Source organism: Bradyrhizobium nivariense, from assembly GCF_029846695.2.
Classification (GTDB): Bacteria; Pseudomonadota; Alphaproteobacteria; order Rhizobiales; family Xanthobacteraceae; genus Bradyrhizobium.
Genome location: NZ_JARWCR020000061.1, coordinates 1 through 25,659, shown reverse-complemented (window position 1 = coordinate 25,659; position 25,659 = coordinate 1). Strand labels below are relative to the sequence as shown.

Annotated in this window: 19 protein-coding genes and 2 pseudogenes; 6 read left to right on the top strand and 15 right to left on the bottom strand. The window is 60.8% G+C overall.

Going from position 1 to position 25,659, the window contains the following annotated elements:
* The first annotated feature begins 236 nt into the window (after nt 1-236).
* Complete coding sequence (locus tag QCM77_RS34580; RefSeq protein WP_511337222.1) at nt 237-872, top strand: PepSY domain-containing protein; 636 nt, start codon at nt 237-239, stop codon at nt 870-872.
* 563 nt (nt 873-1,435) lie between these two features.
* Here the strand turns inward: QCM77_RS34580 and QCM77_RS34575 are convergent.
* From QCM77_RS34575 to QCM77_RS34510, 14 genes are all read right to left on the bottom strand, one after another.
* The gene (locus tag QCM77_RS34575) at nt 1,436-2,596 is read right to left on the bottom strand and encodes an LPD7 domain-containing protein (protein WP_280095955.1); all 1,161 of its coding nucleotides are present in this window, start codon (nt 2,594-2,596) and stop codon (nt 1,436-1,438) included.
* Entirely contained in the window at nt 2,580-4,526 is a 1,947-nt protein-coding gene (locus QCM77_RS34570; RefSeq protein ID WP_280095978.1) for a type IV secretory system conjugative DNA transfer family protein, read from the bottom strand. Before QCM77_RS34570 ends, QCM77_RS34575 begins: the two co-directional genes overlap by 17 nt.
* On the bottom strand, nt 4,492-5,523 hold the full coding sequence (gene virB11, locus QCM77_RS34565) for a P-type DNA transfer ATPase VirB11 (RefSeq protein ID WP_280095954.1): 1,032 nt from the start codon (nt 5,521-5,523) through the stop codon (nt 4,492-4,494). Before virB11 ends, QCM77_RS34570 begins: the two co-directional genes overlap by 35 nt.
* A complete protein-coding gene (gene virB10, locus QCM77_RS34560) occupies nt 5,520-6,665 on the bottom strand; it encodes a type IV secretion system protein VirB10 (protein ID WP_280095953.1) in 1,146 nt (381 codons plus the stop codon). The genes virB11 and virB10 overlap by 4 nt, the downstream gene beginning before the upstream one ends.
* 11 nt (nt 6,666-6,676) lie before the next feature.
* Nucleotides 6,677-7,528 (bottom strand): P-type conjugative transfer protein VirB9, encoded by an 852-nt coding sequence (gene virB9 / locus QCM77_RS34555; RefSeq protein WP_280095952.1) that lies wholly within the window; start codon nt 7,526-7,528, stop codon nt 6,677-6,679.
* The gene (locus QCM77_RS34550) at nt 7,525-8,196 is read right to left on the bottom strand and encodes a VirB8 family type IV secretion system protein (RefSeq protein WP_280095951.1); all 672 of its coding nucleotides are present in this window, start codon (nt 8,194-8,196) and stop codon (nt 7,525-7,527) included. The genes virB9 and QCM77_RS34550 overlap by 4 nt, the downstream gene beginning before the upstream one ends.
* A 350-nt stretch (nt 8,197-8,546) precedes the next feature.
* Nucleotides 8,547-9,533 (bottom strand): TrbL/VirB6 family protein, encoded by a 987-nt coding sequence (locus tag QCM77_RS34545; protein WP_280095950.1) that lies wholly within the window; start codon nt 9,531-9,533, stop codon nt 8,547-8,549.
* A gap of 11 nt (nt 9,534-9,544) precedes the next feature.
* Nucleotides 9,545-9,790 (bottom strand): EexN family lipoprotein, encoded by a 246-nt coding sequence (locus tag QCM77_RS34540; RefSeq protein ID WP_280095949.1) that lies wholly within the window; start codon nt 9,788-9,790, stop codon nt 9,545-9,547.
* Nucleotides 9,787-10,509 carry a TrbJ/VirB5 family protein gene (locus QCM77_RS34535; protein ID WP_511337221.1) on the bottom strand — a complete coding sequence of 241 codons (723 nt, stop codon included), beginning with the start codon at nt 10,507-10,509 and terminating at the stop codon, nt 9,787-9,789. The genes QCM77_RS34540 and QCM77_RS34535 overlap by 4 nt, the downstream gene beginning before the upstream one ends.
* A complete protein-coding gene (locus QCM77_RS34530) occupies nt 10,506-12,872 on the bottom strand; it encodes a VirB4 family type IV secretion/conjugal transfer ATPase (RefSeq protein WP_280095947.1) in 2,367 nt (788 codons plus the stop codon). The genes QCM77_RS34535 and QCM77_RS34530 overlap by 4 nt, the downstream gene beginning before the upstream one ends.
* Nucleotides 12,865-13,203 carry a VirB3 family type IV secretion system protein gene (locus QCM77_RS34525; protein WP_280095946.1) on the bottom strand — a complete coding sequence of 113 codons (339 nt, stop codon included), beginning with the start codon at nt 13,201-13,203 and terminating at the stop codon, nt 12,865-12,867. Before QCM77_RS34525 ends, QCM77_RS34530 begins: the two co-directional genes overlap by 8 nt.
* Nucleotides 13,203-13,499, bottom strand: a complete 297-nt coding sequence (locus QCM77_RS34520; protein ID WP_280095945.1) for a TrbC/VirB2 family protein — start codon at nt 13,497-13,499, stop codon at nt 13,203-13,205. Before QCM77_RS34520 ends, QCM77_RS34525 begins: the two co-directional genes overlap by 1 nt.
* Nucleotides 13,500-13,576: 77 nt before the next feature.
* Nucleotides 13,577-14,095: a lysozyme family protein gene (locus QCM77_RS34515; protein ID WP_280095944.1), complete on the bottom strand. Its 519-nt coding sequence runs from the start codon at nt 14,093-14,095 to the stop codon at nt 13,577-13,579.
* Nucleotides 14,096-14,185: 90 nt separating this feature from the next.
* Nucleotides 14,186-14,821, bottom strand: coding sequence for an acyl-homoserine-lactone synthase (locus tag QCM77_RS34510; protein WP_280095943.1), 636 nt, complete (start codon nt 14,819-14,821; stop codon nt 14,186-14,188).
* A 207-nt stretch (nt 14,822-15,028) separates the two neighbouring features.
* On the opposite strand from QCM77_RS34510, the gene QCM77_RS34505 reads away from it, so the two are divergent.
* The 5 genes and pseudogenes from QCM77_RS34505 to QCM77_RS34485 all read left to right on the top strand — a co-directional run bounded on the left by QCM77_RS34505 (nt 15,029) and on the right by QCM77_RS34485 (nt 24,605).
* A complete protein-coding gene (locus QCM77_RS34505; protein WP_280095942.1) occupies nt 15,029-15,757 on the top strand; it encodes an autoinducer binding domain-containing protein in 729 nt (242 codons plus the stop codon).
* Nucleotides 15,758-16,791: 1,034 nt separating this feature from the next.
* A pseudogene (locus QCM77_RS34500) lies at nt 16,792-17,797 on the top strand (IS630 family transposase).
* A 728-nt stretch (nt 17,798-18,525) separates the two neighbouring features.
* Nucleotides 18,526-19,485, top strand: a complete 960-nt coding sequence (locus tag QCM77_RS34495; RefSeq protein ID WP_279668786.1) for an AraC family transcriptional regulator — start codon at nt 18,526-18,528, stop codon at nt 19,483-19,485.
* A 156-nt stretch (nt 19,486-19,641) separates the two neighbouring features.
* Nucleotides 19,642-20,628, top strand: coding sequence for an AraC family transcriptional regulator (locus QCM77_RS34490; RefSeq protein ID WP_279668787.1), 987 nt, complete (start codon nt 19,642-19,644; stop codon nt 20,626-20,628).
* 236 nt (nt 20,629-20,864) lie between these two features.
* Entirely contained in the window at nt 20,865-24,605 is a 3,741-nt protein-coding gene (locus tag QCM77_RS34485; RefSeq protein WP_280095941.1) for an autotransporter domain-containing protein, read from the top strand.
* Between the two features lie 65 nt (nt 24,606-24,670).
* On the opposite strand, the pseudogene QCM77_RS34480 reads toward QCM77_RS34485, so the two are convergent.
* Nucleotides 24,671-25,547: pseudogene (locus tag QCM77_RS34480) on the bottom strand (IS3 family transposase); the annotation flags it as partial.
* Nucleotides 25,548-25,659 lie beyond the last annotated feature (112 nt).

Sequence of the window (25,659 nt, the reverse complement as noted above, 5' to 3'; positions counted from 1 at the left end):
GTGGCACAAGCAGGCAGCTTTCTGACTTCAGACAGACTGCTGTCACTGAAAGCTGACTGAAACGACGCCGGGATGGCAGCGCGCCAGCCCGGCCGCCCACGCCGAGATGGTACGGCTATCGTTGCTTTATCCCCCATAGCATCTTCTTCGAGCCACTAACCTACTCGATCGGCGATGGCGCAAGATCATCCGCACGTGGGCCACATGCAGTACGTTCGCTCCAGGCAATTAACGATATGGAACGCCGGCCGTTGATATGTGAAATCTTGACATTGCGTCCCGTCGCCGCATTCCTTCTGCTCCTGACATGCGTTCCCTCGTATGCCCACGCTCGGCGGGAGCTGATCGCGACCTCGACAGAGGGACAGGAAGACAGCGAGGTAAAAAAGAAGGATACTCTTGGTCGCGAGCTCGAACTCTTCCGTACCGTCAAAGTATCAATGCGGGCAGCTCTGGCAGCAGCGAAGAGCCTTCACGCAGGCTCAAGGGTCGTAGACGTCAGCTTTGATGGCACATCAGGCACTCCCGTTTATCGCGTGAAAACTTATCGCGGAAATCAGGTCTGGGACGATGCAATCGATGCCAATAGTGGGACGACCGTTGGTGGGACGATTATGTCCTTGGTGACCGATCTGACATGGGAGGATCAAACTAACCTCACCTCTCTGAACGATGTCAGGCAAGAGATTGCCGACGGGATCGTTGTTGCCGAGAGAAACGCGCAAGGAAGGGCGATAAGCGGCGGTCTAATGAAAGCAGATGGAAAGCTGAATTTCGTGATTGTGGTGGTTGCCGGCAACGATCTTAAGCAGTTCATCCTTGAGCCGCCGCATGCAGCTAGCCGGGACTCGCGTCTGCGCAGCCGGCGGTGATCATGCCAACTAAGCAGTTTGAGCACCTTGCACGAATGATGCGTAACGTCGACCTTGCGCCAAGGGTGTTCTTAACCGCTCATTCTGCGGATTGACCTCCGCCGACGGCTGGCCTCGCACATTTTTTGTTGATACGAGAACTGCAGCTGAGCTTTCAAATTCGACTGAGCCCAAGCAGCAAAGGGTGAAAACGACGGGGCGCGATATACGCATCCTCCATCGCCCTCGATAAACGAGAAAGAACGCCGCCTGTGTTCGAAGGAGCACAATCGCGCGGATTGGCGTAGTACGCTGCACTACCCGCGAGTGATCGGGTGCACACCAACTGCGACATCACTCGCCTGCGTACGCCCAGCACCGGTTCGGTACAGCATTTGGTACAGCATGGCGAAAGGCGGCGGCGCTTAAGTGCTGATCGTGCCTCGCTTTTCGAGATGTCCCGGTCCAATCCATCATCGGAGAAATCGAGTTCACCGGTTGTGGTAAGCGCAAGCCGTGTCGCAGGGCAACGCGGCTAGACGACCAGCCTACGCTGCGGTAGCCCTACATCTGGAACGGAAAAGTCAGCGTTCTTGTTCCTTCATTCTTATCCGCCCTTCATCACGTGTCTCGCCTTTCTGGGGTCCGGGTCGGTGACGGTCCTGAACAGGGTCTAGAACGGTCGCGCGAGTAAACGAATGACCGTTTTCGAGATGGTGCGCGATCCGCTCCTTGGCGAAGGCCATAATGCTCTGGCGAGCAATCTCATCGTTTGGCAGAGCGCGTTCGACAAGCTTGTTGACGACGACAATCTGGGATTGGGCCGCGAGCAGGTCGGAATCATGCGCGGCCGCCGGTCGCTCTGCACGGCGTGCCTCCACCGTCACGCTCCACCTGTTGCGCCACATCTGGCGCCGTTCAGTGTTAGCGTTTCCTGTGGCGGCGTCTATGAACTTGATCGCCCTGATGACGGGTTCGACGCCTTCCCTACGCATAAGGATGCGGTCGCCAGGCTTGCCGCCACTGTCTGCGACGTCCTTTTCAAGGCCGACGCCCCACACCTGATGGCGCCGGCCATCGTCCAGTTCGATGGCTACATAGGTTGATGGCTCCGCGTCGGGGCGGTTGCGGTAGGCGCCATAACCGACCTCCATCAGACGTCCGGAAACACCCTTGTCGTAGTCGAGCCTATCCGCCTGCAGCGGCCTGTCCGAGGCCGAGCGAGCCTCTACATCGTTGGTCCGGCCGTGGGCTCGATCCCATGCGGCTCGTCGATCAGCGAGCGCCTGGCCATCAAGCTCACTTGGCTGATAGCCCTTCACATCCATGAAGCGCGCGCGTGCCTCGAGCCAGGCCTCGCGGCGGAATTCGACAGAACCATGGACGTGAAGGGCCTCCCACTGGCGATGTTGTGCGACGCTGACCATGTCCCGGATCACTTCGGCAGCAGCTATACGGGTGAGAAGGCGATCGTCAGTGGTCTTGAACGCGAGGTACTCTCTCCGCTCATCAGCATAGAGCCGCGCCTCGCGGTCAGATCCATCCTTTCCGGATTCACTGGCGACCACGTAATATTTCCGACGGATACGGTCCGGAAACCCACTATCGGTGACCTCCGCGGATGAAGGCTTGTTGGGGGCTGTTGCTATGGACTCGTCTTCCTCCTTTTCTCGGGCGGAAGCGCGCCCGGAACGACGTTGCCGCTCCAGGCTGAATTCCTCGCTAGCGTTATGCCTGTCGTTCATGCTGCTCACCCTTCCGCTTGCGGCCGGTCCGCCGCGTCGGCGGAATGACCTGAGCGTCGATGTAGTTTAGGGTCCAGGCTTTCAGGTCGTCTTCGGAGAGGCCTTCAAGGTCGATATCCACGTCCCCGAAATCGAAACTGGCACCGGCAGGAATGGTGGAGGGGTCGGCCACCTCCTCGTCGGTCATCGGTCGCGACCGAAATACCATGCGGAGCTCAGCGACTTCAGACCGAAGCTCTTTGATCTCTGCCTCAATCAGCGCATTCGAGCGGCCTTTGGGCATCTCCGGGGTGAGCGCCGGCAGTAGACGCCGCAGGAAGGCGTTGTCTTCGTAATATACGATCTTGTCGGCGATGACGGGCGGCAGGCCGGAGGCTAGGATGAAGGCCTTGGATCTCGGCAAGAGTTTTAGTTCCTGTGGCAGCATCAGGGCGCGACGATGCTCAGAGACCGTCTCGCTCATCGAGCGCGTCGCAAGCCCTCTTGGTCCGCTCCGGCTGCGCGCCTTCACCGTGTCGTAGCCGATGCGCTCTGAGAGCTCATTGGCCACGTCCTGCTCCTTCGGGGCGAAGACGACCTCGACGGCGTGGTTCGTTATGAAGTTGCGGGCGGCATCGATGCCGTAGATCGCGCGCAGTTGCGCTGGGCTCTGTATCACGGTGAGAAGGCGGATGCCGTATCCGGCGATGAACGCGACCGATTTCGCAAGCACATTGACATTGCCCAGCGCTGGAAACTCATCGAGCAAGAGCAGCACCTTGCGATTGAGTTTGGAATTCTGCTCCGGCAGTTCGCGGGTATTGAGATCGACCACCTGCTGGAAAAACAGGTTGAGAAGCGGCCCCATACGGTCGAGATTGTCTGGCGTGACCCCGAGATAGATCGACATCGGCCGTTGCCGCAGCTGACGCAAATCAAAATCGTTGGTCGATGTCGCGGCATCAATGCGCGGGTTGAGCCAGAGACCGAGCCTTGCCGTAACGGTCTTGCGCACCGAGTTCATGGTGTTTTCGGAAGCCGCGAGGAAGTCGTTCAAGGCGCTGATGCAGTGTCGCGACAGTGGTGAAGGGCCGCTTTTGCGAGCGGCAATGAGTTTCTCAAAATGCGACTTGAGGTCGCTCGCTGCCGAGAGCTGGTGCAGGATTTCCCCAATCGTCAAGGGCAAGCCAGGCGTTTCCGCGACATAGCCCCCGACAGCCACAAAGGCCGACCGTGCCGCCTCGAACCAGAATGGGTCGCCCCGGCTTTCGGCCGGAAACAGCATCACCGCGATGCGCTGCAGATCATCATAGAGATCGCCGGGATCGCTGCGCACATAACCTAGCGGATTATAGCGTGCCGTGCGGCCGCTCTCCTCGAGAGGGTCGAACAGATGGACCTCCTGCCCATGCGCTGCACGAAAGCCCGCCGAGCGATCCCAGTTCTCCTTCTTCACATCCAGCACGACAACTGAATCCGGCCAATTGAGCAGGTTCGGAATGACATAGCCGACGCCCTTGCCCGCGCGAGTTGGGGCGTAGACCAGGACATGCTCCGATCCGCCAAAGCAGAGCAGTTTGCCGTCCTTGCGGCCGAGCAGCAGGCCCTCCTTGGATCGCAGGCCGGCGGCCTTGATCTCGCGCTCCGAGGCGAAACGGGCGCTGCCATGAAGCGGCAGAGGTCGCTGCCGGAGGATAGCGCCGAGCAGGCCAAAGACGACGATCACCCCTGCTAGAGTTGAGAGTGTCAGCCAGCGGTCAAAGCGTGGTTCCGTGCCGTATCGGGGCCAGCCCGTGGCGATCTCGGACCAGTGGATGCCTCCATCGTGATGCCTGAGCCCGAGCAGCAGAACATTTGAGGCGACCAGCAGAAACACCCCAATGGCGCCGACCGCAAGCGCAGTACCGAGCGCGAATCTAGTGGGCGTGGTCGCGTTTGCGAACGGGGTCATAATAGATTTCCGAGATGCGGTAGCGGCCATCTCGCTTCTGCATCTGGACGACGACGTCGACCAGAAGCAGCAGGAGCGAGCGGATATCGTCGCGATGAAGGTCACGGCCTTCCGCGCTTTCCTTCACCAGCAAGGTGAGTTGCTCGAAGGCCAGCCGGGCGCTGTCGGCATGGACCGTCGTGATCGACCCCGGATGGCCCGAGTTCACGTTCCTCAGATAGAAGAATGCCGTTCCATCCCGCAGCTCCTGCAGCAGGATGCGATCCGGGCGCATCCGCAGACAGGACTCGAGCAGTTCGCGCGGTCCAATTTTGGCGACGCCCTGCCCGTCCTTGGCATAGAGCAGCCGGACGCAATTCTGATGGGGGATGACAAGCTCGGTGGTATCCTCAATCGTGATGAGCCGCTCCTGCGCCGGAATCGCCGCGATCAACGCCTTGGACAAGGTGGTCTTGCCGGAACCGGTTGCGCCAGAAATGAGAATGTTGCGGCGGGTCCGTACCGCAAGCTCGAGAAACTCGCGCCAAGCGCCGGCTTCTTTCAAGGCAAGCAAGCGATGCTCGTCAGGGCGGAGCTCATTCCCCGTGACACGGACCTCGTCGAACAGTCTTGCCTGCTGGAAGGCGTCAAGCGTCATGGTCAAGGTCGATGGCTTGCGGATTGTCAGGCTGATTGTCCCGGCCGGGACAGCCGGGGGGATCACGATCTGACAGCGCTCGTCGCCGATCAAACTGGTTGACACCACCGGATGTTCTGGACCGACGTCCTGACGAGTGTGACCGGCGGCGGCAGTTGCCAGATGGGAGAGGTAGGCATGCGTCAAAGCTGGCGCCTCATGCCGGGTCCAACCGCCCGGCCCTTCCACGAAGATCTCGCCCGGGCGGTTGACGACGATTTCGGTCAGGGTCTTGTCCGCCAGGTATGGTGCCAGCGGCTCCAGATAGCGCTCCAGGACCAGGCGGCCACCGTCGCGTTCGCTCGATGCACCCGCGCTCATTTCGTCACCACAGCCGGGGCCACGATGTTCCCGGGAATGGTGCGGTCGAGAATCTGGGTCCGGGTCTCGATTCGCCGAAGTTGATAGACGGATGAGAAATCGACGTCGCGTGCGACAAAGATATTGACGAGTTCGCCCTGGTTCTTGTTCAGGGTCGGCGGGATGTTGATCGACTGCTCAACAGCGATAGCGGCGGCCGTATTGGTGGCGCCCGCGGTGTTGTTGATCTGGATGGAGCCGTCCTGCATCTGCTGACGACCGATGGATGAGGCATCGCTGACAATCGAGAGCAGGAGCGCCGAGCCAAACCGCTCAAAGAAGTGGGTGTCAATGTCGCCGTCGAAGCCGGCACGGCCCAGCGCATCGGTAGCCGGCGAGGAGAGTGCTGCAATCACCCCAGTTGGCGTTTTGGCGCGGGTCCACAGCACGAACAGGCGTTTTGAACCGCGCCGCACATTGCCGCGATATTCGCCAACCACCTGCGTGCCTTTTTCCATCAGGACCACGTTGCCGGAGTCCGACATCACATCTCGGATGACGACGCAGGAGACGAAGCCGGCCACGTCCGAGGACATTGCCGTTTCCAGTACGCACGGAATTGAAGTGCCCTGAGTAACCAGCAGATTACGGTTTGGAAGCCGCGCGGCGCGTACGCCCTCGATTGGCGTGGGCTTCAGTTTGTCGGCAAGATCGTTGCGCGGCTCGCCCCGTCCAAACTCATAGGGCTCGGTCAGGACGCTTCCGGTGGCGCTATCGCGGGCGGGGCGCCCGGAAGAAACCGGCCTATTATAGGCCAGGACTGGGGCGCGCCGAGCGCTCTCCAGCAGCTGGTCGGAGGCGGGCGCCGGCGCCGCTGGCGCAGCTGCGACCGGCGTGGCTGTAATTGAACCCGTGATGATTGGTGCAGACGGCGGTTCCGGTGCGGGCTCGAACGCCGCCGCCGGCCGGATCATGAGCTTGCGGGCGGAATCGCTCACTGGCTTATCGCTCTTCCAGGTGCTCCAGATGATCAGAAAGGCAAAAGCGGTCAGCGCCAGCGCGCCGAAGCCGCGCTTGAGCATCGCCGCTCGACCATTGTCCCCGCCTCCCACAGGGGTAATGCCGCGGTCGCCGGCAATCGTCTCATCGTGATGCTCGGTCATGTCGCGCCCACCTATCGTGACTTCAGGGATGGAGGTGATTTCTTCGCCCGCCGCTCAATCGAGGGGCTGGTGGTATTGGTGCCGGGGTTGATTCCCACCGCGTCGAACGCCTCGTTGAAAATGCAGAGCACGTTGCCTCCTTTGCGCAGACGAAACTCGCGGGCCGTGGCGTGGACCACCACGAGCTCGCCACGGACATCCTTGGGCACCAGACTTTCAGATCCATCCGAGTTGATCAGGTAGATTGCCGGGATCTCGCGATTGCCGGCGAAGCGAAATGTGGTTTCTTTGCCGTCGTCGAAGACGGCTTCGGGCTCGAGGTCGATCGAGCCCTGGGCGGAAAAACGCCAGTTGCGCGCGCCATAGGCATGATGCAGGTCAAACGTCTGATCGATCAGCGCGCCTTCCCGCTCCGCACCCCGGGCAGCCGCCTCGACGCGCCGCCGCTCGATCTCGTCGCCTGGGTAGGCGAAGCGGACGACGAAGTAGCTGTCGGCCAACGTCGTCTCGGCGATCGACAACTCGAACTGATAGGAGCGCTTGCGTCCGTCGGGCCGGGTGGTGACAACCTGAAGATTGGTCGATGGGTGTTTTTCGCGCGGCTTGAGGAACAATATCGAACCCGCGGGTGCGACCTCCCATGCAATTGCGTCGCCGATGGCGACATGGGCGATCTCCTCGTCATCGGCAAAGACGACCTGAGTCGATGCGCGAATGACGCCGTTGAGGCGAACCACATTGGCTGAGTCATAGGTCACCGTGCGCACGCGCGCATCGTGTTGACCCGGCACCGGTTGCTGAAGTGCCAGCACGGGTCCGGCAAATCCGAGGGCCAAAGTGATCAGAAGCGCGAGACGTTTCATGGCACGACCTCCGGATCGGCGCGATATTCCGAAACCAGAAAGCCGAGTGGATTGATCAAACGGTCGGCGGACGACATCGGTGCGTTGGCGTAGGTGAACGTCAGGGTCGAGACCCAGTGGGTGATGTGGGTTTCCTCGCCCTTGCGGGTCTCTTTCATGAAGCGCACGGACGCCACGTTGTCGGCCAGCAGCGAGATCGCCTTGATCCGCGCTGTCGCGACCCCGAATCGGCCTTGAACGACCTGTGGGCTTTCGGGATTGGAGCCGCGATACCAGGCCGCGAAGCGGGCCTGCTCGCTCTGCCCCGAAAGCAGCGAAATCGTGCGGAAATTGGTTTCGGCTTCCGGATAACTGAACCCTTCGCGCGCGCGGACGTAGCGTCCAAGAAAATACTTGGTCACGGCTTCGTCGTAGCGTGCCGGCGTCGAATTGAGGGCGGAAACGGTGTCGACAATACCAGTCGCGTTATCGACCCGGATGACGAACGGCTCGACCGTTTTCAGCGGCGCCAGCGCCGCGACCGCCCCGACTGAGGCCACCGCCAAGGCGCATGCGCCCGCGGCGATCACCCATGCCGTTCGGCGCGAACGATGGGCCGACAGCAACAGATCCTGTTCCCACCGGCGCGCGTTGTCGAAATAGGTCTTCAGATCATCCTGCCGGACCATCTCACGCCTCCTTGCCGCAGGCGCGGTAAGAGGCTGCAATGTCCAACCGAGAGCTCGAATTGGCGGTATGGCTGGATGGCGCGGATGGGCTGGCGTCGCCTTTGCGGATGATGGGTGCTGGCCCGGACGGCGGAATTGGCGCCTCGGGCGCCGCCAGCGGCGTGCCGTTCTCCCAATCCCACAGCGAGCGATTGAGCGGCCGCCGCGTCAGGCCATCACAGGATGGCGGCCCCTTTGACCAGTTTGCGCAGCCGCCAAGCTGCCATGCGATGACGCAAATAATGAATAGTCGACGCCACATCGTTCTGATGCCCCTGTCTTTCTTGTCGCCTGATGCCGGCGATCTTTGCTTACGCTGTCGTAGTGCTCTGGGATCGAACCCGCCGCATACTGCCGCCCTGCCGGCTGGCTCTGACTGCAGCAAGACCCCGGCTTGCCGACCAGCGTGCGCCGGCATACGCGCCGCCCGCAGCCGCCGTGGCATTGGCAATCAAGGGACTTGTGACCAGCCGGCTTGCGAGCGATGCCCCTCCCCCGGCGAGACCGCCGGCGATGATCGGCAGTTGCAGCGAGATGTAACCCGACAGGCCGAGCACCGCGCTGATGGCGACCGCGGCCACCACCATCTCGCCGGCTGTCCCCGCATTGGCTGCGAACCTGTCGATGAAGCCGCTGACGGTCGTTAGCATCAGCCCGACCAGCGCGACCACCAGCACCAACAAGATCACGAAATTCGCGACCTGCCGAAGCCAGGCCTCTGTGAACGGCCGCGTGGCCTCGAATAGCCCCAGGGCAATGAAGATAGGGCCGAGCGCGATCACGACGCCAAGACCAACCTTGGCGTAGAGCAGGATGGCAAATTGCAGGAAGGAACCAACCGCCACGAAGACCAGGAGAATGGCGGCGATCAGCGCCGGCGCGATGTTGGTCAGACCGGCTTGTTCGTAAATCCTGTTGGCGACGTCGATACCTTTTGAGAGAAGCTGATCGAAAGGCGCTCCGGAATTGGTGTTCAGTCCGGAGCCCGCCAGTGCATTGCCGATTTCCTTCGGCAAGGAGTCAAAAAATAGACCCGTGACATATTGCTGGAACGCGCTCGAATTCGTCGCGAGCAGAACCACGACGACGATCCGCATCGCCCGCCAGGCGAATTCCATGATCGGCTCAGAGATCGCGCCGCGCATCACAGCAAAACCGTAGAGGACGACGTAGAGCATCACGGCGACGCGTAGCGGGCCGTCGATGTACGACGCGAGATTCGAAACCGATGTCGACACGAATGCCGTAATCGGTTGCTCGAATTCTTTCAGGAAAGTGTCAAAGACGTTTATGGCCATCGCGGCGGTCCTTACTTCAGGGCGTCTTTCATCTCCTGGATGGTGAGCTTGTTACGCGCTTCATTCGCGTTGATGCAGTCGGGCGTGTTCCCGCGTTCGCCTGGGTTATTGCGGCACGCCTTGAGGGTTGCTTGAAGCTCGTCCCGGTGCTCGAAAAACCAACTGACGGTCTTCGTCTGCTGGCTCCTGTCGGATACGTTACAACCCGTAAGAGCAGCGGCAACAGCGACCACCAGAACGGATGCTTTGATCGTCATTGCAGGGCCGCCTTCATTTCATCGACCAGTTGACGCTGTTTTTCGCGTTCCCGCTGCCCGTCCATGTCCGTACGGGCCTGCTGGATCATCGCGAGGCCTTGCATCCGGAGCACATCGTTCTGGAGCAGCGCCTGTTCGGCCTGCAGCCGGGCTGACAAGTCAAGGGTCTCCTTGACGTCTGTCGCACTGCTGATGCGAGTTCTGAGTTCCTCCAGCGCATCGATGCGCTGCGAGGCAGTGTCGTAGACCGCCTGGCCCATGGAGTGCTTGGCGCCGGTCTGCCGCGCGATCCGGTCGAGCTCGCTCTGGTAATACGAATTGCCGCTGTTGCCAGCATATGCGCGGTTCTGCGACAGATAATGGTCGATCGCGTCGGCGAAGTTGGCGCCACCCTGCCCCGCGACGAGACGTTCGATATCAGAGAACTGTTGGGGCAGAGTTTTTCGGAACTGCGGTGTGTTCAAGAGCGACCCGATCTCGTTGGCGTTGGTCCGCTTGTTGAAGCTGTCATAGAGCTGCTTGGCCTGGTTCAATTGGTCCTGCGCCACCTTGAGCTGCGACGTCAGGGTATCGACCTGCTTCTTCAGCTCCGTCAGTTGCTCGAATTGCCGCGCGAAGACGTTGGGGTCGAACACAATCTCGGCTCCTGCCGGAGACGCGATCAGGAGGGCCGCGACTGACGCGGAGGCAAGCATCGCCGCCATGCGCTGAACCATCATCGGACTTTCCTCCGCTCCGCGTGAAATACCGGCAGCCATTGGGCCGGATCGTCGCCGACCTCGCTGCGAATGCGATCGAGCAGCTCGACCGTTTCCGTCCGTCCCGACAGCACGGTGAGTGCGTCGTCGAAACCGCCGAGATCAAGTTCGGCCACCACCGAATTGTGGCCTTGCTTGACCAGGAACCGCCGGCTTTCGGGCGCGAGCTCCTCCTTGATCAGGCGGAATTCAGTGTCCGTCAGATGGAAGCCGTCGACGTAGTCCGAGCGCGTCCCACGCGCGTTCGGCAGGAAGATCTGCGTCGGGCATTGCTCGACAATGGTGTGCGCGATCGGCGAGGCCAGCGCATCCCGTGGCGACTGCGTGCCGAACACCATGACGCCGTTCTGCTTGCGGATGGTTTTCAGTTTGTTGTTGGCGAGATCCCGAAATGCCTCGTCGCCGAGCGCCTTCCAGAATTCGTCGATATCGATGATCAGGCGCCGACCGTCGATCAGCCGCTCGACCCGATGGAAGAGATACATCATCAAGGGCGTGCGAACGGTCGGATGATCCAGGAGATCGGTCATGTCGAAGCCGATGAATCGGGCCTCCAACCCGATGGCATCCTGCTCGCCGTCGAGCACCCAGCCGAAAGGCGCGCCGCGGCACCATCGCTCCAACCGGGCGCCAATGCCTTCCCGATCCTGCTGGCCGAGAAAGGCCCGCAGCGCCCCGAACGATCGTTCAGCCTGCCGCAGTTGACCAAGAGCTCTCAATCCGGAATCGATCCGCTCCTCCTCGGTCACCGTCAGCGGCCGGTTTTCCGGTGTGACGAGTTTCCGGATAAGTGCGCCGAGGAAGGACAGGTTCGCTGGCGTCAGGTCCAGCGCCTTGAGCGGTGCGCAGCCGGTCGCAAGGCCGTTGTGGAGCGTCAGATAGGTCCCGCCGGCAGCGCGGACGAAAAGTTCGGCGCCACGGTCCTTGTCGAAGAAGACGTAAGTGGCGCCAAGCCGCTCGGCCTGGGACAGCAGGAAGTTCTGCACGACGGTCTTGCCGGACCCGGACGGGCCGCAGATGAAGGTGTTGCCGAGGTCGCTGTGATGGAACGAGAAGTAGAACGGCGAGCCTGACGCGGTCTTGAGCATCGCAACCGCCGGCCCCCAATGGTTGTCGGCGGCCCTTCCGACGGGGTAGGTGTGAAACGGGGAGAACGCCGCGAAATTGCGGGAGCTGATCGCCCCAGTTCGTGCCCGATATTTGAACAGGCCAGGCAGCTGCGCCCAATACGCCGCTTCAAGTCCAAGATCTTCGCGCGCGACCACGCTACCGGCATCCGCCAGTGCTCGCCGCGCCACGCTCATATGTTCCTGTAGCTGGGAAGGCGTCTCCGCGTAAATCAGCAGCGAGAGGTGATGATCGCCGAGCGCGAATCTATTGGATTCGAGATCGTCGAGCGCGTCAGCGAGTTCGTCGATTTGCGAGGCCGCCGGATCCTGAGCCGAGACCAGCTGGTTCTGCTTGCGCGTCAGGACCGTCTTGGCGTCGGCCTTTGACAAAAACGCGAAGGATTGCGTGAGGATGATCTCGAATGGCGCGGAAAGCAGCGCGTTCAACAGCCCAGGTCTGGTGGACGCCGGATATTCCTTGATCCCGAACATGCCAGCGAAGCGCGATCCGCCGGCACCCCGGATTTCGATGGCTTCGCGGCCGAAGATGACACGGTTCGAATAGAGCGCGGGGCCGATCGGCCCTTGCGGCAACGCGACCGGCAGCCACTCCCCGCTTGTGATGGCGTGGAGCAGTTCCATGGGTTCTGAAAAGACGACGCCGTTGCGCTCAACCAATCCCATGGTGTGGGCACCGTAACGATCCAGTGCCGCGACCATGTCGCGCCTGGCATCCTCAAGCCGCTTCAAGGCGTCGCTGTCGACTTCGGTGAATTGGGCAGCGCGTCGGCCAAGCTGCTTGAAGAACGCCGTGGCGACGTCCGTGGTGGCGCGGCCGGGATGCCAGACCAGCGTCAGATAAAGATCGTTGCGAAAGAGCGCCTCGTTACGAAGCCGGTCGCGATACTGTGCATCAAGCGCGGTCGCAAATGCCGAGCGGAACGCACCGGCCGGATAGTCTGACGTCCGGCGGCGCACCAGATGGGTCCATAGCGCCAGCCGTGGATCCGCCACGTTGCGCAGCGTGAGGTTCAGCTTGGCGTGAAGGTCGTTCAGATCCGCCGTCTCGGCGGTCTCGAACGAGGTGCCGTCAAGCCTGATCACCGTGATTAGCGCTCGTGTCGTGAGACTGATCACCGTATCCGTGACATGCCGGCCGAACGGCAGGTAGACGTCAGGCCCGATCTCTCGGGTCTTAAGCGTTGCGCTACGCATAACCGAGGTCTCTTGTTCGATATCGCCGAACGAGCTTGAGCGGCGTACAGGACGATCCGCCCCAGAACGACGCGTTGCGCGTGCGCCCGCGCGTCTCGATCCAGGCAAGCAGAATCCGAAACATGTTGGGGTCGTGCCGGCAGATGATGCGGCAAAGACCATGGATCGGAATCGCGACCAAGCCGTAGAGAATGCTGCCAGCCACCAGAAACATGATGCAGGAAAACATCACATTGAGCCCCATGGCTTCCATGGTGACGCCGGCAATCATGGCCGGGCGCGTGCAGGCCAGGAACAAGGTGTCCTCCGTGAGACGCGCGGCCTCGGTCATCAATGCCCCCCAGTCAATGTCGAAACCACCTCGGAGGCGCCGAAGGTGATGGCGACACCGAGCACGACATAGGCGGCCTTGCGCAGATCGAGGTAACCGAACATCCAGGCGATGCCGACGATGATGACAGCCAGCGTCGCCAGCAGGCGGGCGACGTTGCCGGTCAGCATATTGACGATGTTTTGCAGCACGCCTTCGATGTTCGCTGTCTGCGCAAACGCAGGCTCGACCAGCGCGATGCTGAGAACGACGCCCATGCAAAGGAGGGCAGCGGAGTGTTTAAGAGAAGAAGTCATGGCACGGCTCCGATTGGCACCGCAGCCGGACCCCAGCCCCGACCGCGGTATTGAGTTGAGATGAAAAACGGCGCTTCTCATCGTTCATAGACGAAGGCTGACGTGCCCAGTCCCGAGCGATAGACGTCCCAGGGCCGGCGCTCGCTGGCAGAGGCTGGGGATGGATTGATTGTCGTATCGCCGGTGGGGCCATCGCGACTGTTGGTTGCCATCGGCTGGGCGCGAGGCTCCGAGACTTGACCGGAAGCCTTGGGCGCGAAGCTCGCGACAACCTCGGCAATCGCCTGATCGCGGTCTGCGCGTTTTAGGCTCGCCGCTTGCAGTCGTGCGTCGAACAATCTGCCAAGGCCGGCAATGTGCTGGCACGCATCGAAGGTGGTACTAGCCGTCAGTCCGGCCTTCCTTGTTTCCTCAGCATCAAGTTGAGCGAGCCCCGTTCGGACCTTCTGACCGGAGGCGATGGCCTCGGTCGCGAGCTGGATGGCTTCGTTGAGATCGCTCGCCTGGATCGGGATCGGCTTGCGCCCCTCAATCGTGATCAGCAACGGCTCGAACGAGCTCGCCTGCCGGACGATTGCCGTCAGCGGCCGAACCATTGCCGTGGGGGCGCATCGTTCGACCAGAGCCGCGAATGCAGCTGGATCCATGGTTGAAAGCCTTCCTGTCAGCAGCTGAGATGTTCGATGCTAGGCCGCGATCGCGAGGCTTGACGGCGCGTTAATTGCACATCTTGAGATCTGCCCGGTCGCTCGGATCGCGCCGAGAGCCTTCTCGGTAATCGGCAACAATCCAGCCACGGCTTTGGTCGCCCCGATTTGGCGAGGGGTGCCGAGGCGATTGAGATGCCATCCGGCCCGGCGCAGGATGCGTTCCATGCGCAGATCAGTGACGGTTGCGATGGCCTGAAGATTGCGCTGCTGACCCCATTCGATCATTGCTGCAAACAACAGGAATGTCGCTTTGCGCAGACCATTCTCTGCTGTTGCCGTGACGGTCTTTGTGTCAACGCAAAAGCGTGAGCTCTCCCAAATCGTGGTCGCCTTCGGCGCCGGGTTGCCATCCAGCAACACCGGGAACGTGTCCGCGAGCATGTTGCGCCCTGTGGTGGGCAGCAGGCGAACACAACCAACAACGTCGTTCTGCTGGAGTACCAGGAGACAAGTCGGGTTAAATGTGTCGTAGTGATCGATCTCCAATCCGTCGGAGAAAGAGACGTCCCAGTCGAGCCGTTCCTTGAACACGCGCCCTCGCAGGCGGTGCATTCCCATTGCCAGTTCAGAATCCTGCAGCAGCGCCGCACGCGTGCGAACAATGACCCTCATTCTTAACCTCAAACTTACGAATCACAGCTTCGAGATCAAGAAAGCAGTCGCGGTCACAGCCTTGCGCTGTCAGTTCTGACAGGGCGCTTTGGAATCCCTTCTGCCCCAAAGTTGCCGCAACCCCGCAATACACGCCCCACACGCAGCGCGAGAAGGTCTTGCGGCTGTCGCGTTGGAGAAGTCAGAATAGTTCTAAAAAGGGGCGCAATGAAAAATGTTGAAAGAGCGTGCAATGAGTTTGTCGATTGTCTTCACTCCGCCCTCACCGAAGATGATTTTCGGCGCGTTGCGGAACGAACCGCGCACTCATTGGGGTTCCGGTGGTTTGCCTATTTTGGCCGCCGCGCGAACGGACCCAATCTGATCTCCTCCTACCCGAAAAGCTGGACCAGCCACTACTTCGACGAAGGATACCAAGACATCGATCCCGTTCTGCAGAAATCACGGGGCTCAAGCGGGATGTTTCTGTGGGATGGACGTGATGCGCGGAGCGCTAAGTCGGCGAAAGAGCGCCGCTTGTTTGACGATGCGCTCAGCTTCAAGATCAGAACTGGCCTCACAGTTCGCATTCCTGCGGGTCAAAACCAATTCGCGGCATTCACACTGGCGGTGGACGACCGCAGCTTCGGACTCGACCGCTTTATCGAGACCTCTGAGGATGTCTTAAAGACTGTAAGTCTCAACTTCCATGCGCATGTAAGTGCCAGGATTGGACGGGCAGCCCCGAACAGCCAGGAGGGGCGTTTGCTGACTCAGCGTGAACGGCAGTGTCTTGCGTGGATATCTGACGGCAAGACGATGCAGGACATTGCCGACCTTCTCGGAGTTACCCCTCGTGGCGTGAAGTTTCATCTGGACAATGCGAGACGAAATCTCGGAGCGTTGACCCTGTCTCACGCCGTGGCGCTCGCGCTTCGCCAGGGATTGCTCCTGTGACGACACGCAGAGCGACTGCCAAAGGTATTTGAACTGCGCTAAGGCCGCCCGAGGTCGAAGAAACTGTCGACTTCGTCGACGAGCAAGGTGGCCCGTGAAAAGATGTGCAGATCGGGGCATGCGCACGTACAGTCTAACTGACGTAGAAACCGGAACTCTCGGTCCAATCCGTCTTGGGCAAGTTTGAGCTGGCTCCAGCAACCGATGTCCAATTCGATCCTAAAGAGATAGTGTCATCCGACAATGACTAAACAGACGGCCGCCCTTCCCCGCCTGCCCGCGACCGATCACATGGCCGCAGGTTCAAATCGTCGAGGCACCGTGGCTTTCTCGACCGATTCGTGGTTTCTTCACCGATTGGGATTCGACGGGTGATATTCACAAGTTCACTCGGGGGTTGGCTGAGGCTTGCAAAAAGCGCGGCGCGCTCTTCAATCAAGAGGCCGACGTCAGCGCTCAGCAGTCCAAGCTGCAGCAAGGGAGCGTCGCTGCAAAGCTATCTCGAATTCGTCTCAACCTTGCCGTCTCCTGCGGACGGAGTTGCCAGCGATCACTTTTCCGGGCGACATCTGCTGAGCTTCGCTTCCGCGTTACAGCCACAGGATAACCATTGCTGGGATAAGTTCTGGCCAACTCCTTGCGGATATCGCGACCGACCGAGAATTCCGATGTCCAACCAAGATCATCCAAGCTGACCCAGCGTGCGAAGCTGCTCTGCTCGAGGGCCATGATGTCCTCTTGGCGAACACGACCCCCGAAAGCCGAGATCGTACGCTATGAGAATTGTGACCATAGGGTGCCATGCCGAAGGCGCGTTCGAGCAGCGCTTTTTCGAAAACGTCGAGAAGTTGTTGCAAAAGATGACGTCGCAATAGCTACGGACTGCCGCCGAAGTACGGCGGCCCCTCCTATCTCAAGATAAGCTGTGGATGCGACAGAACAGACGAGAATGCTGGCAGTGGAGCTAAATTCCTAATGAACAAGATCACTAGTACGCACTTTTCTTGGATCGTGAGTCGTGATTCAAGGTCTGGATGATACCCGAAGCAAGAGAAGTCCACTTTTCGGGGAAAGATCGCAAGGTGCTTGAGGCGTGTTGTCGCTCACCGGTGACATTGCAGCGTGATTTGAAGCGGGCGCGGATCGTTCTGTTAGCGGCGGACGGGCGCAGCACCCGATCGATCGCGAAGGAAGTTGGGGTCCAGCCGCGGATTGTGAGCCTTTGGCGACGTCGCTATGCCGGCCATGGCTTTGAAGGGCTGCAAGACAAGCCGCGGCCTGGCAAACAACCGATTTATACGTAGACGACCGATAAGCGGATTCTGAAACTGCTGGGTAAGGCAGCCCCGCAGGGTTTGCACGCTGGACGGGCCCTCTGCTGGCCGAGGCACTGGGCGATGTTGACGTCCAAGATGTCTGGCGGTTCCTGCGCAGCCATGGTGCGAGAGCAACGACCCAAACTTTACCGCCAAAGCCGCCGATGTTGTCGGCGTCTACGTCGCCACGCTCGCGAATGCCATCGTGCTATGCGTGGACGAGAAGCCCTCGATCCAGGCCTTGGAGCGAGCGCAGGGCTATCTGAAACTGCCTCATGGCCGCGCTTTGACCGGCCAGAGCCACGATTAAAAGCGGCATGGCACGACAACGCTGCTCGCGGCGTCGCAACGCATTCAAAACGCCGTCGCCGTGTCGAGTTTCTCGACTTCATGAACAGCGTCATCGCGGCCTTTCCGGGCCGAAAGCTTCACGTCATCCTCGACAACCTCAACACTTATAAGAAAGATCGAGCCCTGGCTCAAAGCTCATCCCGACGTACATTTCACGCCGACAAGTGCGTCCTGGCTCAATCAGGTCGAGGTATGGTTTTCGATCTTGCAGGGTCAGTCACCCAGCGGCACCTCCTTCACAAGCCTCAACCAGCTTCAGGAACGCATCGATGCCTACGTCAACGCGTACAACGACAAAGCCAAGCCTTTCGTCTGGACCAAGAAAAAGGTCCGCCAACGCCGTTTCAAAGCCCGCCGTATCACTCAGCTCTGATTCCGGGTACTAGCTGGGACTCAGGGCGTCGTCCCTGCGGGGCCGGGCTGTTCCGAGGCAAAAATCGACGTAGTCGCGTCATCGATGTCACGGATGTGCGCGCCACAGGCCTCATTGACGTAGATCGGGAAACCGCCTGCCCAGCGCCGCATCCAGTGCGAGGGGCCACCATAGAGGTGCTTCCGGGGGCCTATTGCCGTCAACATCTCAAAGCCGGGCCTGAGAACAGCGCTACCTTCAATGTAGTGTTGCATGCGCCCGGTACAAAACGGTCTGCATAAACTTCTAGAATTCGGACCAGAACGGCCCTTGCCTGCAACCTTGGCTAGCTGTGGCGCCACTATTTCAGTCTAAGAAATTATAAAGCGATTTCAATCACATATAAGGTCGCTGTTCTGTTCTGAATGGCGCGCCACTTCCATACAAAACCATGAACGCCCCTGCCGCGAAGCTCAGCCAGCGACCGCCTGTATGAAGGTCGCTTTGTCGCCGATGATGCGTATGGCGTCATCGGCTACTTCAATACGGTCCACAAATGCCTGAGCACCCGCAGCGTGTACGCGAGTTATTCATCGTTGTGTACAGAATCGAGGCGACGATATAACTGAAAAGAAGTCGTCTCGGATCGTGCTTGGGTCGCAGCAGATCCGTCCGACGATTTCCCTGCTGCGGGATCAGCGGCAAGCTATTTGCTTATTGATCGCTGGAACGCCTCTTTGGGGATCGGGATGGACACTCTTCGAATTGCCACCGGTGTATTGCCGGCGGCGCAGCGGCTCGAGGCATTTCGCGAAATCTTCGGGCGAAAGCTTCTCAAGATCGAGATCGAGCCCGAACGTGGTACCGAATTCGATGTCGACATGACATTGCAGGCATTGCCGGGGCTCGGCACTGCATCCGGTTCTCTCTCTCCCATGCGCAATCGGCTCACCCGAGAATTGATCGACAACGATGATCTAGTTTTCGTTATTCTGCAGGAGGGCGTCGGTACGGCCGGGCAACTTGGCAGACAAGCGACTATCAGCAATGGCCAAGCGATCTTGACGGCGAACGACGAGCCAGGAAGCTTTGCCGGACATACGCCTACGCAACTCATCAACCTTCGTTTCGAGCGAAAGAGGCTCGCTCCGCAGCTTGCGGATGCTGACGCTTTCCTCCTGCGGCCGATGTCGGTGAACAATCCGGCATTGCGGCTGCTGACGTCTTACCTGCGGATTGTCGGCAGCGAACTGACGCGATCGTCCCCCATTCTGCAGCGGAGCGCGGCCGACCATATCCATGACCTCGCAGCTCTTGCCCTAGGCGCCACCCGGGACGCTGCCGAGACCGCGACCGGTCGCGGGGTACGAATTGCGCGTCTGCATGCAATCAAGGCGGACGCAGTCGCCAACGCTGCCTCAAGCTGGCTTTCGCTTGACGCGATCGCCGCGCGCCACGGCCTTTCTCCGCGCTATATCCGTTCGCTCTTTCAGAGCGAGGAAACGACCTTCACAGATTTCGTGCTGAGCCAAAGGCTGGCCCGCGCCCATGCACTCCTGGTCGATCCACGATACGGCGATCGTCTGATTAGTGCGATTGCGTTCGAAGCTGGTTTTGGCGATCTTTCCTATTTCAATCACCGCTTTCGCCGACGCTATGGAGCGACCCCATCCGACGTACGGGCCGCGGCCCGGCGCAACGACGGATAGCAGAACGCCGCCGACCAAACCAGCCACAGGCTGATGCAGTTGAGTTCGGCTGTTCCTCACAGCCCAAGACGATATGTCCATTCAGCCCAAGCGGCCGTCTGCTTCTTCTCGGTACCTTGCCTCGATGTCGCTAAAGACGCGGCCGGAGGGGCTGCTGTGCAAGAGGGTGCGGGATTTTTCCGCTTTTCGACCGACGAGTTGCCAGAGCGTGACCGGCTTTCGGTGTGGCGGGAAGTTTTTGGGCGCACCGTCGTCAAGATGGAAATGGAGTCGATCGGCAGCGGGCCGTTTCGAAGCGAAGCCCAGATCTATGCAATGCCGAACCTGACGGTCGCATCGGTGTCCAGTTCTCCTAACCGGATTGCCCGGACACGGGCCCTCGCCGCCGACGGTAGCGACGACCTTGTGCTCGGCATTCTTCTCAACGGACAAGCCGTTACGCATCAAGGAAACCGAGAAGTTTCGTTTCAGAAGTCGGAAGCTGTTTTGTGGTCGAACGCTGTGCCCGGAGGCGCGCTTTACAACTCGTCGATCGATTTTCTCACGATTGCCATGTCGCGAACCGTCCTCACGCAGGTCGTTGCAAATATAGACGATGTCCTGATGCAGCTGATCTCGCGTGACAACCAGGCGCTTCGGCTTTTGACCGACTACGTCAGGTTACTGCAACACGAGTTTAGTTGCATGTCGTTGGAGTTGCAGGCGGCGACAAGTTCGCACGTGCAGGATCTTGTGGCGCTGGCACTTGGAGCAACACGGGACGCCACCGAAGTTGCCAAGGGGCGCGGCGTTCGCGTCGCGCGGCTGCTCGCGGTCAAAGCTGATATCCTTGCCAATCTCACCCGGCACGATCTGTCGATCGAAGCCCTTGCCGCGCGGCACGGTATATCGCCGCGCTACATCAGGACGCTCTTCCAGAGCGAGGAGACGACGTTCACCGATTTCGTGCTCGGTCAGCGCCTCGCCAGGGTCCATCGTTGCCTCGTTGATCCGCGCTTTGCCGGCTACATGATCAGCACCATCGCCTTCGAAGCGGGGTTCGGGGATCTGTCCTATTTCAATCATGCGTTTCGGCGGCGTTACCGTGTGACCCCATCCGATATACGCGCTGCGGCCCGCCGGCCTGACGATGCCGCGGGCTGAGAGCGCTCTCGAAGCCTGGTCGTTAGGTGTCCGCCACCTGGCGCGGGTCGGATTGACCAGGTCAGTACAGTTGCCGATCGGCAACATCGGCTCGGCGATGGCCTTCTTTGCCGCCTAGCCCAACTCATCACGTCATTCAGACCAAGCGCTGTGCCGAGTCGGCCCGCTAGTCTTTTCCCGTCTGCTGCTCGCGACGCGACCGGGGCTCGGCTCATCGTTCTCCGCCAGAATAAATCTTGGAAATCATTGCTATGACGAAGACAAGATATCGCCGCTCGCCATCGGTTCGAGCGGCGAGAATCCCTGCGCTGCTGCTCGCCGGCACGGCCCTCGCAGGAATGCCGCTGTTTTCGTCGGCGCAAGCCGAGACATGGACCGGAGCGAGTTCCACCGATTGGTTTACGACCGGCAACTGGAGCCCGAGCACGATACCAACAGGGGCGTCTACCGTTGTCATCGATACGGTCACGCCAAATGCCACGGTCATCAACACCGTCTCCGCCACCAGCGGCTTCCTGACTGTTGGTCAGTCCGGCACGGGCGCGCTGACCATTTCCGGCGGCGGGGCCCTCAGCAGCGTCAGTGTCACTGCCGGCGATCTTGCCGGCTCGACCGGCACGATGACCGTGACGGGATCCGGTTCGACCATGACCACGACGGGCGTTGGCAATCAGGTCATCATCGGAAATTACGGAGCCGGCACGCTCCTGGTTTCGAGCGGCGGGGCGGTCAGCGATGCAGGCGGAATCGTCGGCCAGAATGCCGGCGGCACCGGCACGGCGACCGTGGATGGTCTGGGATCGACCTGGACGAATACGTCGACCCTGACCGTCGGCACCCAGGGTACCGGCACGTTGACTCTTTCGAATCAAGGCCAGGCGACGACCGCCGGCGTCCTCATTGGCGTTGCCGGCGGCACCGGCACCGTGAGCCTCACCGGTCATTCTGGAGTATCGACAACGGGTGCGGTCAACGTCGGCTTTACCGGCACCGGCACGTTGACCGTCGCGAGCAATTCGTTTGTCGTCAGCAGCGGCGGTGCGATCGGCGACCTCGCCGGTGCCCACGGCGCGGTCACGGTGACGGGCGCCGGTTCAGCCTGGTCCTTCGGCGCTTTCGATTTGACCATTGGTGCAAACGGCACCGGCTCGCTTCTGGTTTCGAATGGCGGCCAGATCAGCAGCAGCAATGGCGGTGGCACCCTGGGCCAGGCCGCGGGATCGAGTGGCACCGTTACGGTCGACGGCGCGGGGTCGTCGTGGACGACTCCCGCTTTCCTGTTCGTCGGCGTCGGCGGCGCCGGCACCATGACGATTTCGAACGGGGGTGTCGTCATCACGAACGACGGTACTTTAGGTGTTGCGGCTGGCGGGACTGGTGTGGTGACGGTGACCGGCGCCAGTTCGACTTGGGCGACCACCGGCGGCATCAATGTCGCCAACGCTGGCAGCGGCTCGCTCGCCATCTCGAATGGCGGCGCGGTCAGCAGCGTCGGTGGCACGGTTGGTGCCCTTGCCAACTCCACCGGCACCGTCACCGTGACCGGGATCGGTTCGAGTTGGTCTACCGGCGCCGGCAACCTGATTATAGGTCAGTACGGCACGGGCTCACTTCTTGTTTCGAACGGAGGTGCTGTCAACGACATGAACGGTGATCTCGGCCAGTTCGCGGGCGCAAGCGGGAGCGCGACCGTGAACGGCACGGGCTCCATTTGGACCAACAATTTTCTCGGCATCGGCGACGCGGGAAACGGTACGCTGACGATTTCCAATGCGGGCAAGATCACCAATACTATCGGGGTTATTGGCGCTGTTGCGGGCAGCGTTGGCCATGTAACCGTCGACGGTGTCGGTTCGACCTGGACCAACAGTCTCAATCTTGTCGTCGGTGGCGTGGGTACGGGATCGTTGGCGATCTCCAACGGCGCAACCGCACTTGGGGGCAGCGGCATCGCCCAGATCGGCGCAGGCGTCGGTGGAATCGGTGCGGTGATCGTGGATGGATCTGGATCAAGCCTGAGCAACGGAGGCGGCATTTATGTCGGCGACGCCGGAACCGGATCGTTGTCGATCTCGAACGGCGGCAATGTGACAGCACTCTCCGGTCTGTTCATCGCAACGCAAGCCGGGTCGGTCGGTACGTTCAACATCGGAGCCGACGCGGCAAGCGCCGCCGCCGCGCCAGGAACACTCAACGCGCCATCTATCGCTTTCGGTCTTGGCGCAGGGTCTATCACCTTCAACCACACCAGCGCCAACTACGCCTTCGCACCCGCCATCAGCGGCGTGGGCACGATCAATCAGATCGCCGGCACCACGATCCTCACCGCCGATTCCAGCGGCTTCACCGGTGCCACCAACGTCACGGGCGGCCGGCTGGCCGTGAACGGTTCGCTCGCCGGTTCTGCGGTGATGGTGTCGGGCAGTGGTGTCCTCGGCGGCACCGGCACAGTCGGCAGCACCACCGTCAATGGTGGCACGCTGTCGCCTGGCAATTCGATCGGCACACTGACGGTGCAGGGCAACCTCGCGTTCGCTTCGGCTGCACACTACCTCGTGGAGGTCTCGCCGACCGCGGCCGACCTCACCAATGTAACGGGCACCGCGACGCTCGGCGGCGCCACGGTGAATGCGTCGTTCGCTCCGGGTAGTTACGTCGTTAAACAGTACACGATCTTGAACGCTACCAGCGGCGTCAGCGGCACGTTCGGTTCGGTGGTGGTCAACACCAACCTGCCATCCGGTTTCAGGTCGAGCTTGAGCTACGACGCAAACAACGCCTATCTCAATCTGGACCTCGCATTGCAATATAGCGGTCTGAGCATCAATCAGCAGAATGTCGCCAATTCGCTGACAAATTTCTTCAATACGACCGGCGGCATTCCGGCGGTGTTCGGGTCGCTGACGCCAGCCGGCCTGACGCAGGTCTCCGGCGAACTGGCCACCGGCTCGCAGCAGACGACATTTGACGCGATGGGTCTGTTTCTGGGGGCAATGACCGATCCTACTATGAGTAGAGGCGGCGAAGCAGTTGGGCCATCGGCGCCCTTGCAATTCGCTGACGAAACCGGTGCGTCCAGTGCTTCGCCGACCTTTGCTATGATGCCCGGCAAAGCGCCGCCGGCGGCCAGCTTCGATCGGCGTTGGAGCGTCTGGGGTGCTGGTTTCGGCGGCTCCCGAACTACCAATGGCGATACCGCGCTCGGCTCGAGCGGCGCGACCGGCCGTGTTTACGGCATGGCTGCAGGTGCCGACTATCTGCTCTTGCCGTCGACGCTGGCAGGCTTTGCCTTAGCCGGCGGTGGCACCAATTTCAGCGTCTCGAATGGGGGCACGGGTCATTCCGATCTGTTCCAAGCCGGCTTATTCGTTCGCCACACGCTGGGTCCGGCTTACATGGTCGCTGCCCTGGCCTATGGCTGGCAGAATGTCACAACTGACCGAACTGTCTCCGTTGCCGGCGCCGATCAGTTGCGCGCGAAGTTTAACGCCAACGCGTTCTCCGGCCGTTTGGAAGGCGGCTATCGCTTTGCAACGTCATCGATCGGGATCACGCCCTATGCCGGCGGACAATTCACCACTTACGCATTGCCCGCTTATGCCGAGCAGGCCGTCAGCGGCACCAACACATTCGCGTTGACCTACGGCGCGAAAACCGCGACCGCCCCCCGCAGCGAACTTGGTATTCGCGCCGACAAATCGTATGTGCTGACCGATGCCATCCTGACGCTGCGCGGCCGCGTCGCATGGGCACACGACTTCACCACCGGTCGCGCCATCGGCGCGACGTTTCAAACGCTGCCCGGTGCGTCGTTCGTCGTCAATGGCGCCGGACAGGCCGGCGAGGCAGCGCTGGCCACCGCGTCCGCCGAAATAAAATGGATCGGCGGCCTTTCGCTTGCCGCCACTTTCGAAGGCGAATTCTCCGGTGTCTCCCAAAGCTATACCAGCAAGGGCGTCGCACGGTATGCGTGGTGAGCGGAGAGCTGGTTCCGGTTTTCTGAACAGGGTTTCCGCGTCGATAGGTGGAGCCTCTGCCGGGGTTAGGCTGCCATGCGGAGTGACAGCGGGGTGAAGTAGGCTTGATCCGGCGTGCCGCCGTCAAGACTCGAATGGGGACGCCTGCTGTTATAGAAGTCGAGATATCGGCCGATCGAGCTGCGTGCCTCGGTGACGCTGTCGTAGGCCCGCAGGTACACCTCCTCGTATTTGATGCTGCGCCAGAGCCGTTCAACAAACACGTTGTCCCGCCATGCGCCCTTGCCGTCCATGCTGATCGCGATGCCGTTGCCGGCCAGCACGCCGGTAAAAGCCTGCCCGGTGAACTGCGAACCTTGATCGGTGTTGAAGATGTCCGGCTTGCCGTGACGAAACAAGGCATCCTCCAGCGCCTCGACGCAAGGCTGCTTCCATCGTGATCGACAACCGCCACGAGAGAACCCGACGGGTCGCCCAATCGAGAACGACCGCGAGGTAGACAAAACCGCGCTCCATCGGGATGTAGGTGATATCCATCGCCCAGACCTGGTTCGGTCGCGTGATCTCCATGCCGCGCAGCAGGTATGGATGGATCTTGTGGCCGGGTTCGGGCTTTGTTGTGCGCGGACGGCGATAGAGCGCCTCTATCCCCATCCGCCGCATCAGCGTCTTCACATGCCGGCGGCCGATCTTGCACCCCTCGGCAGCCAGCAGGCCTCTCAACATTCGCGAACCGGCGAAGGGAAACTCCAGATGCAGCCGATCGAGACATCGCATGATCGCAAGATCGGAGTCCGGCACCGGCCGCGGCAGGTAATAAACGCTGCCGCGGCTGATCTGCAGAACTTCCGCCTGCCTGGTGATCGACAGATCATGCTCGCGGTCGATCATCGCTTTGCGCTCAGCAATCCCGCCTTGGTGAGCGCTCCTTCTAAAAAACTGATCTCGGCGCTGCACGCCCCCTGTGGGATAGAAACGAATTGGCGATAGACTGCGTTCGGAAGGGAGCGGCCGATACGATTTTGGTGGCATTTTAACCCCGTCAAAAAACCTG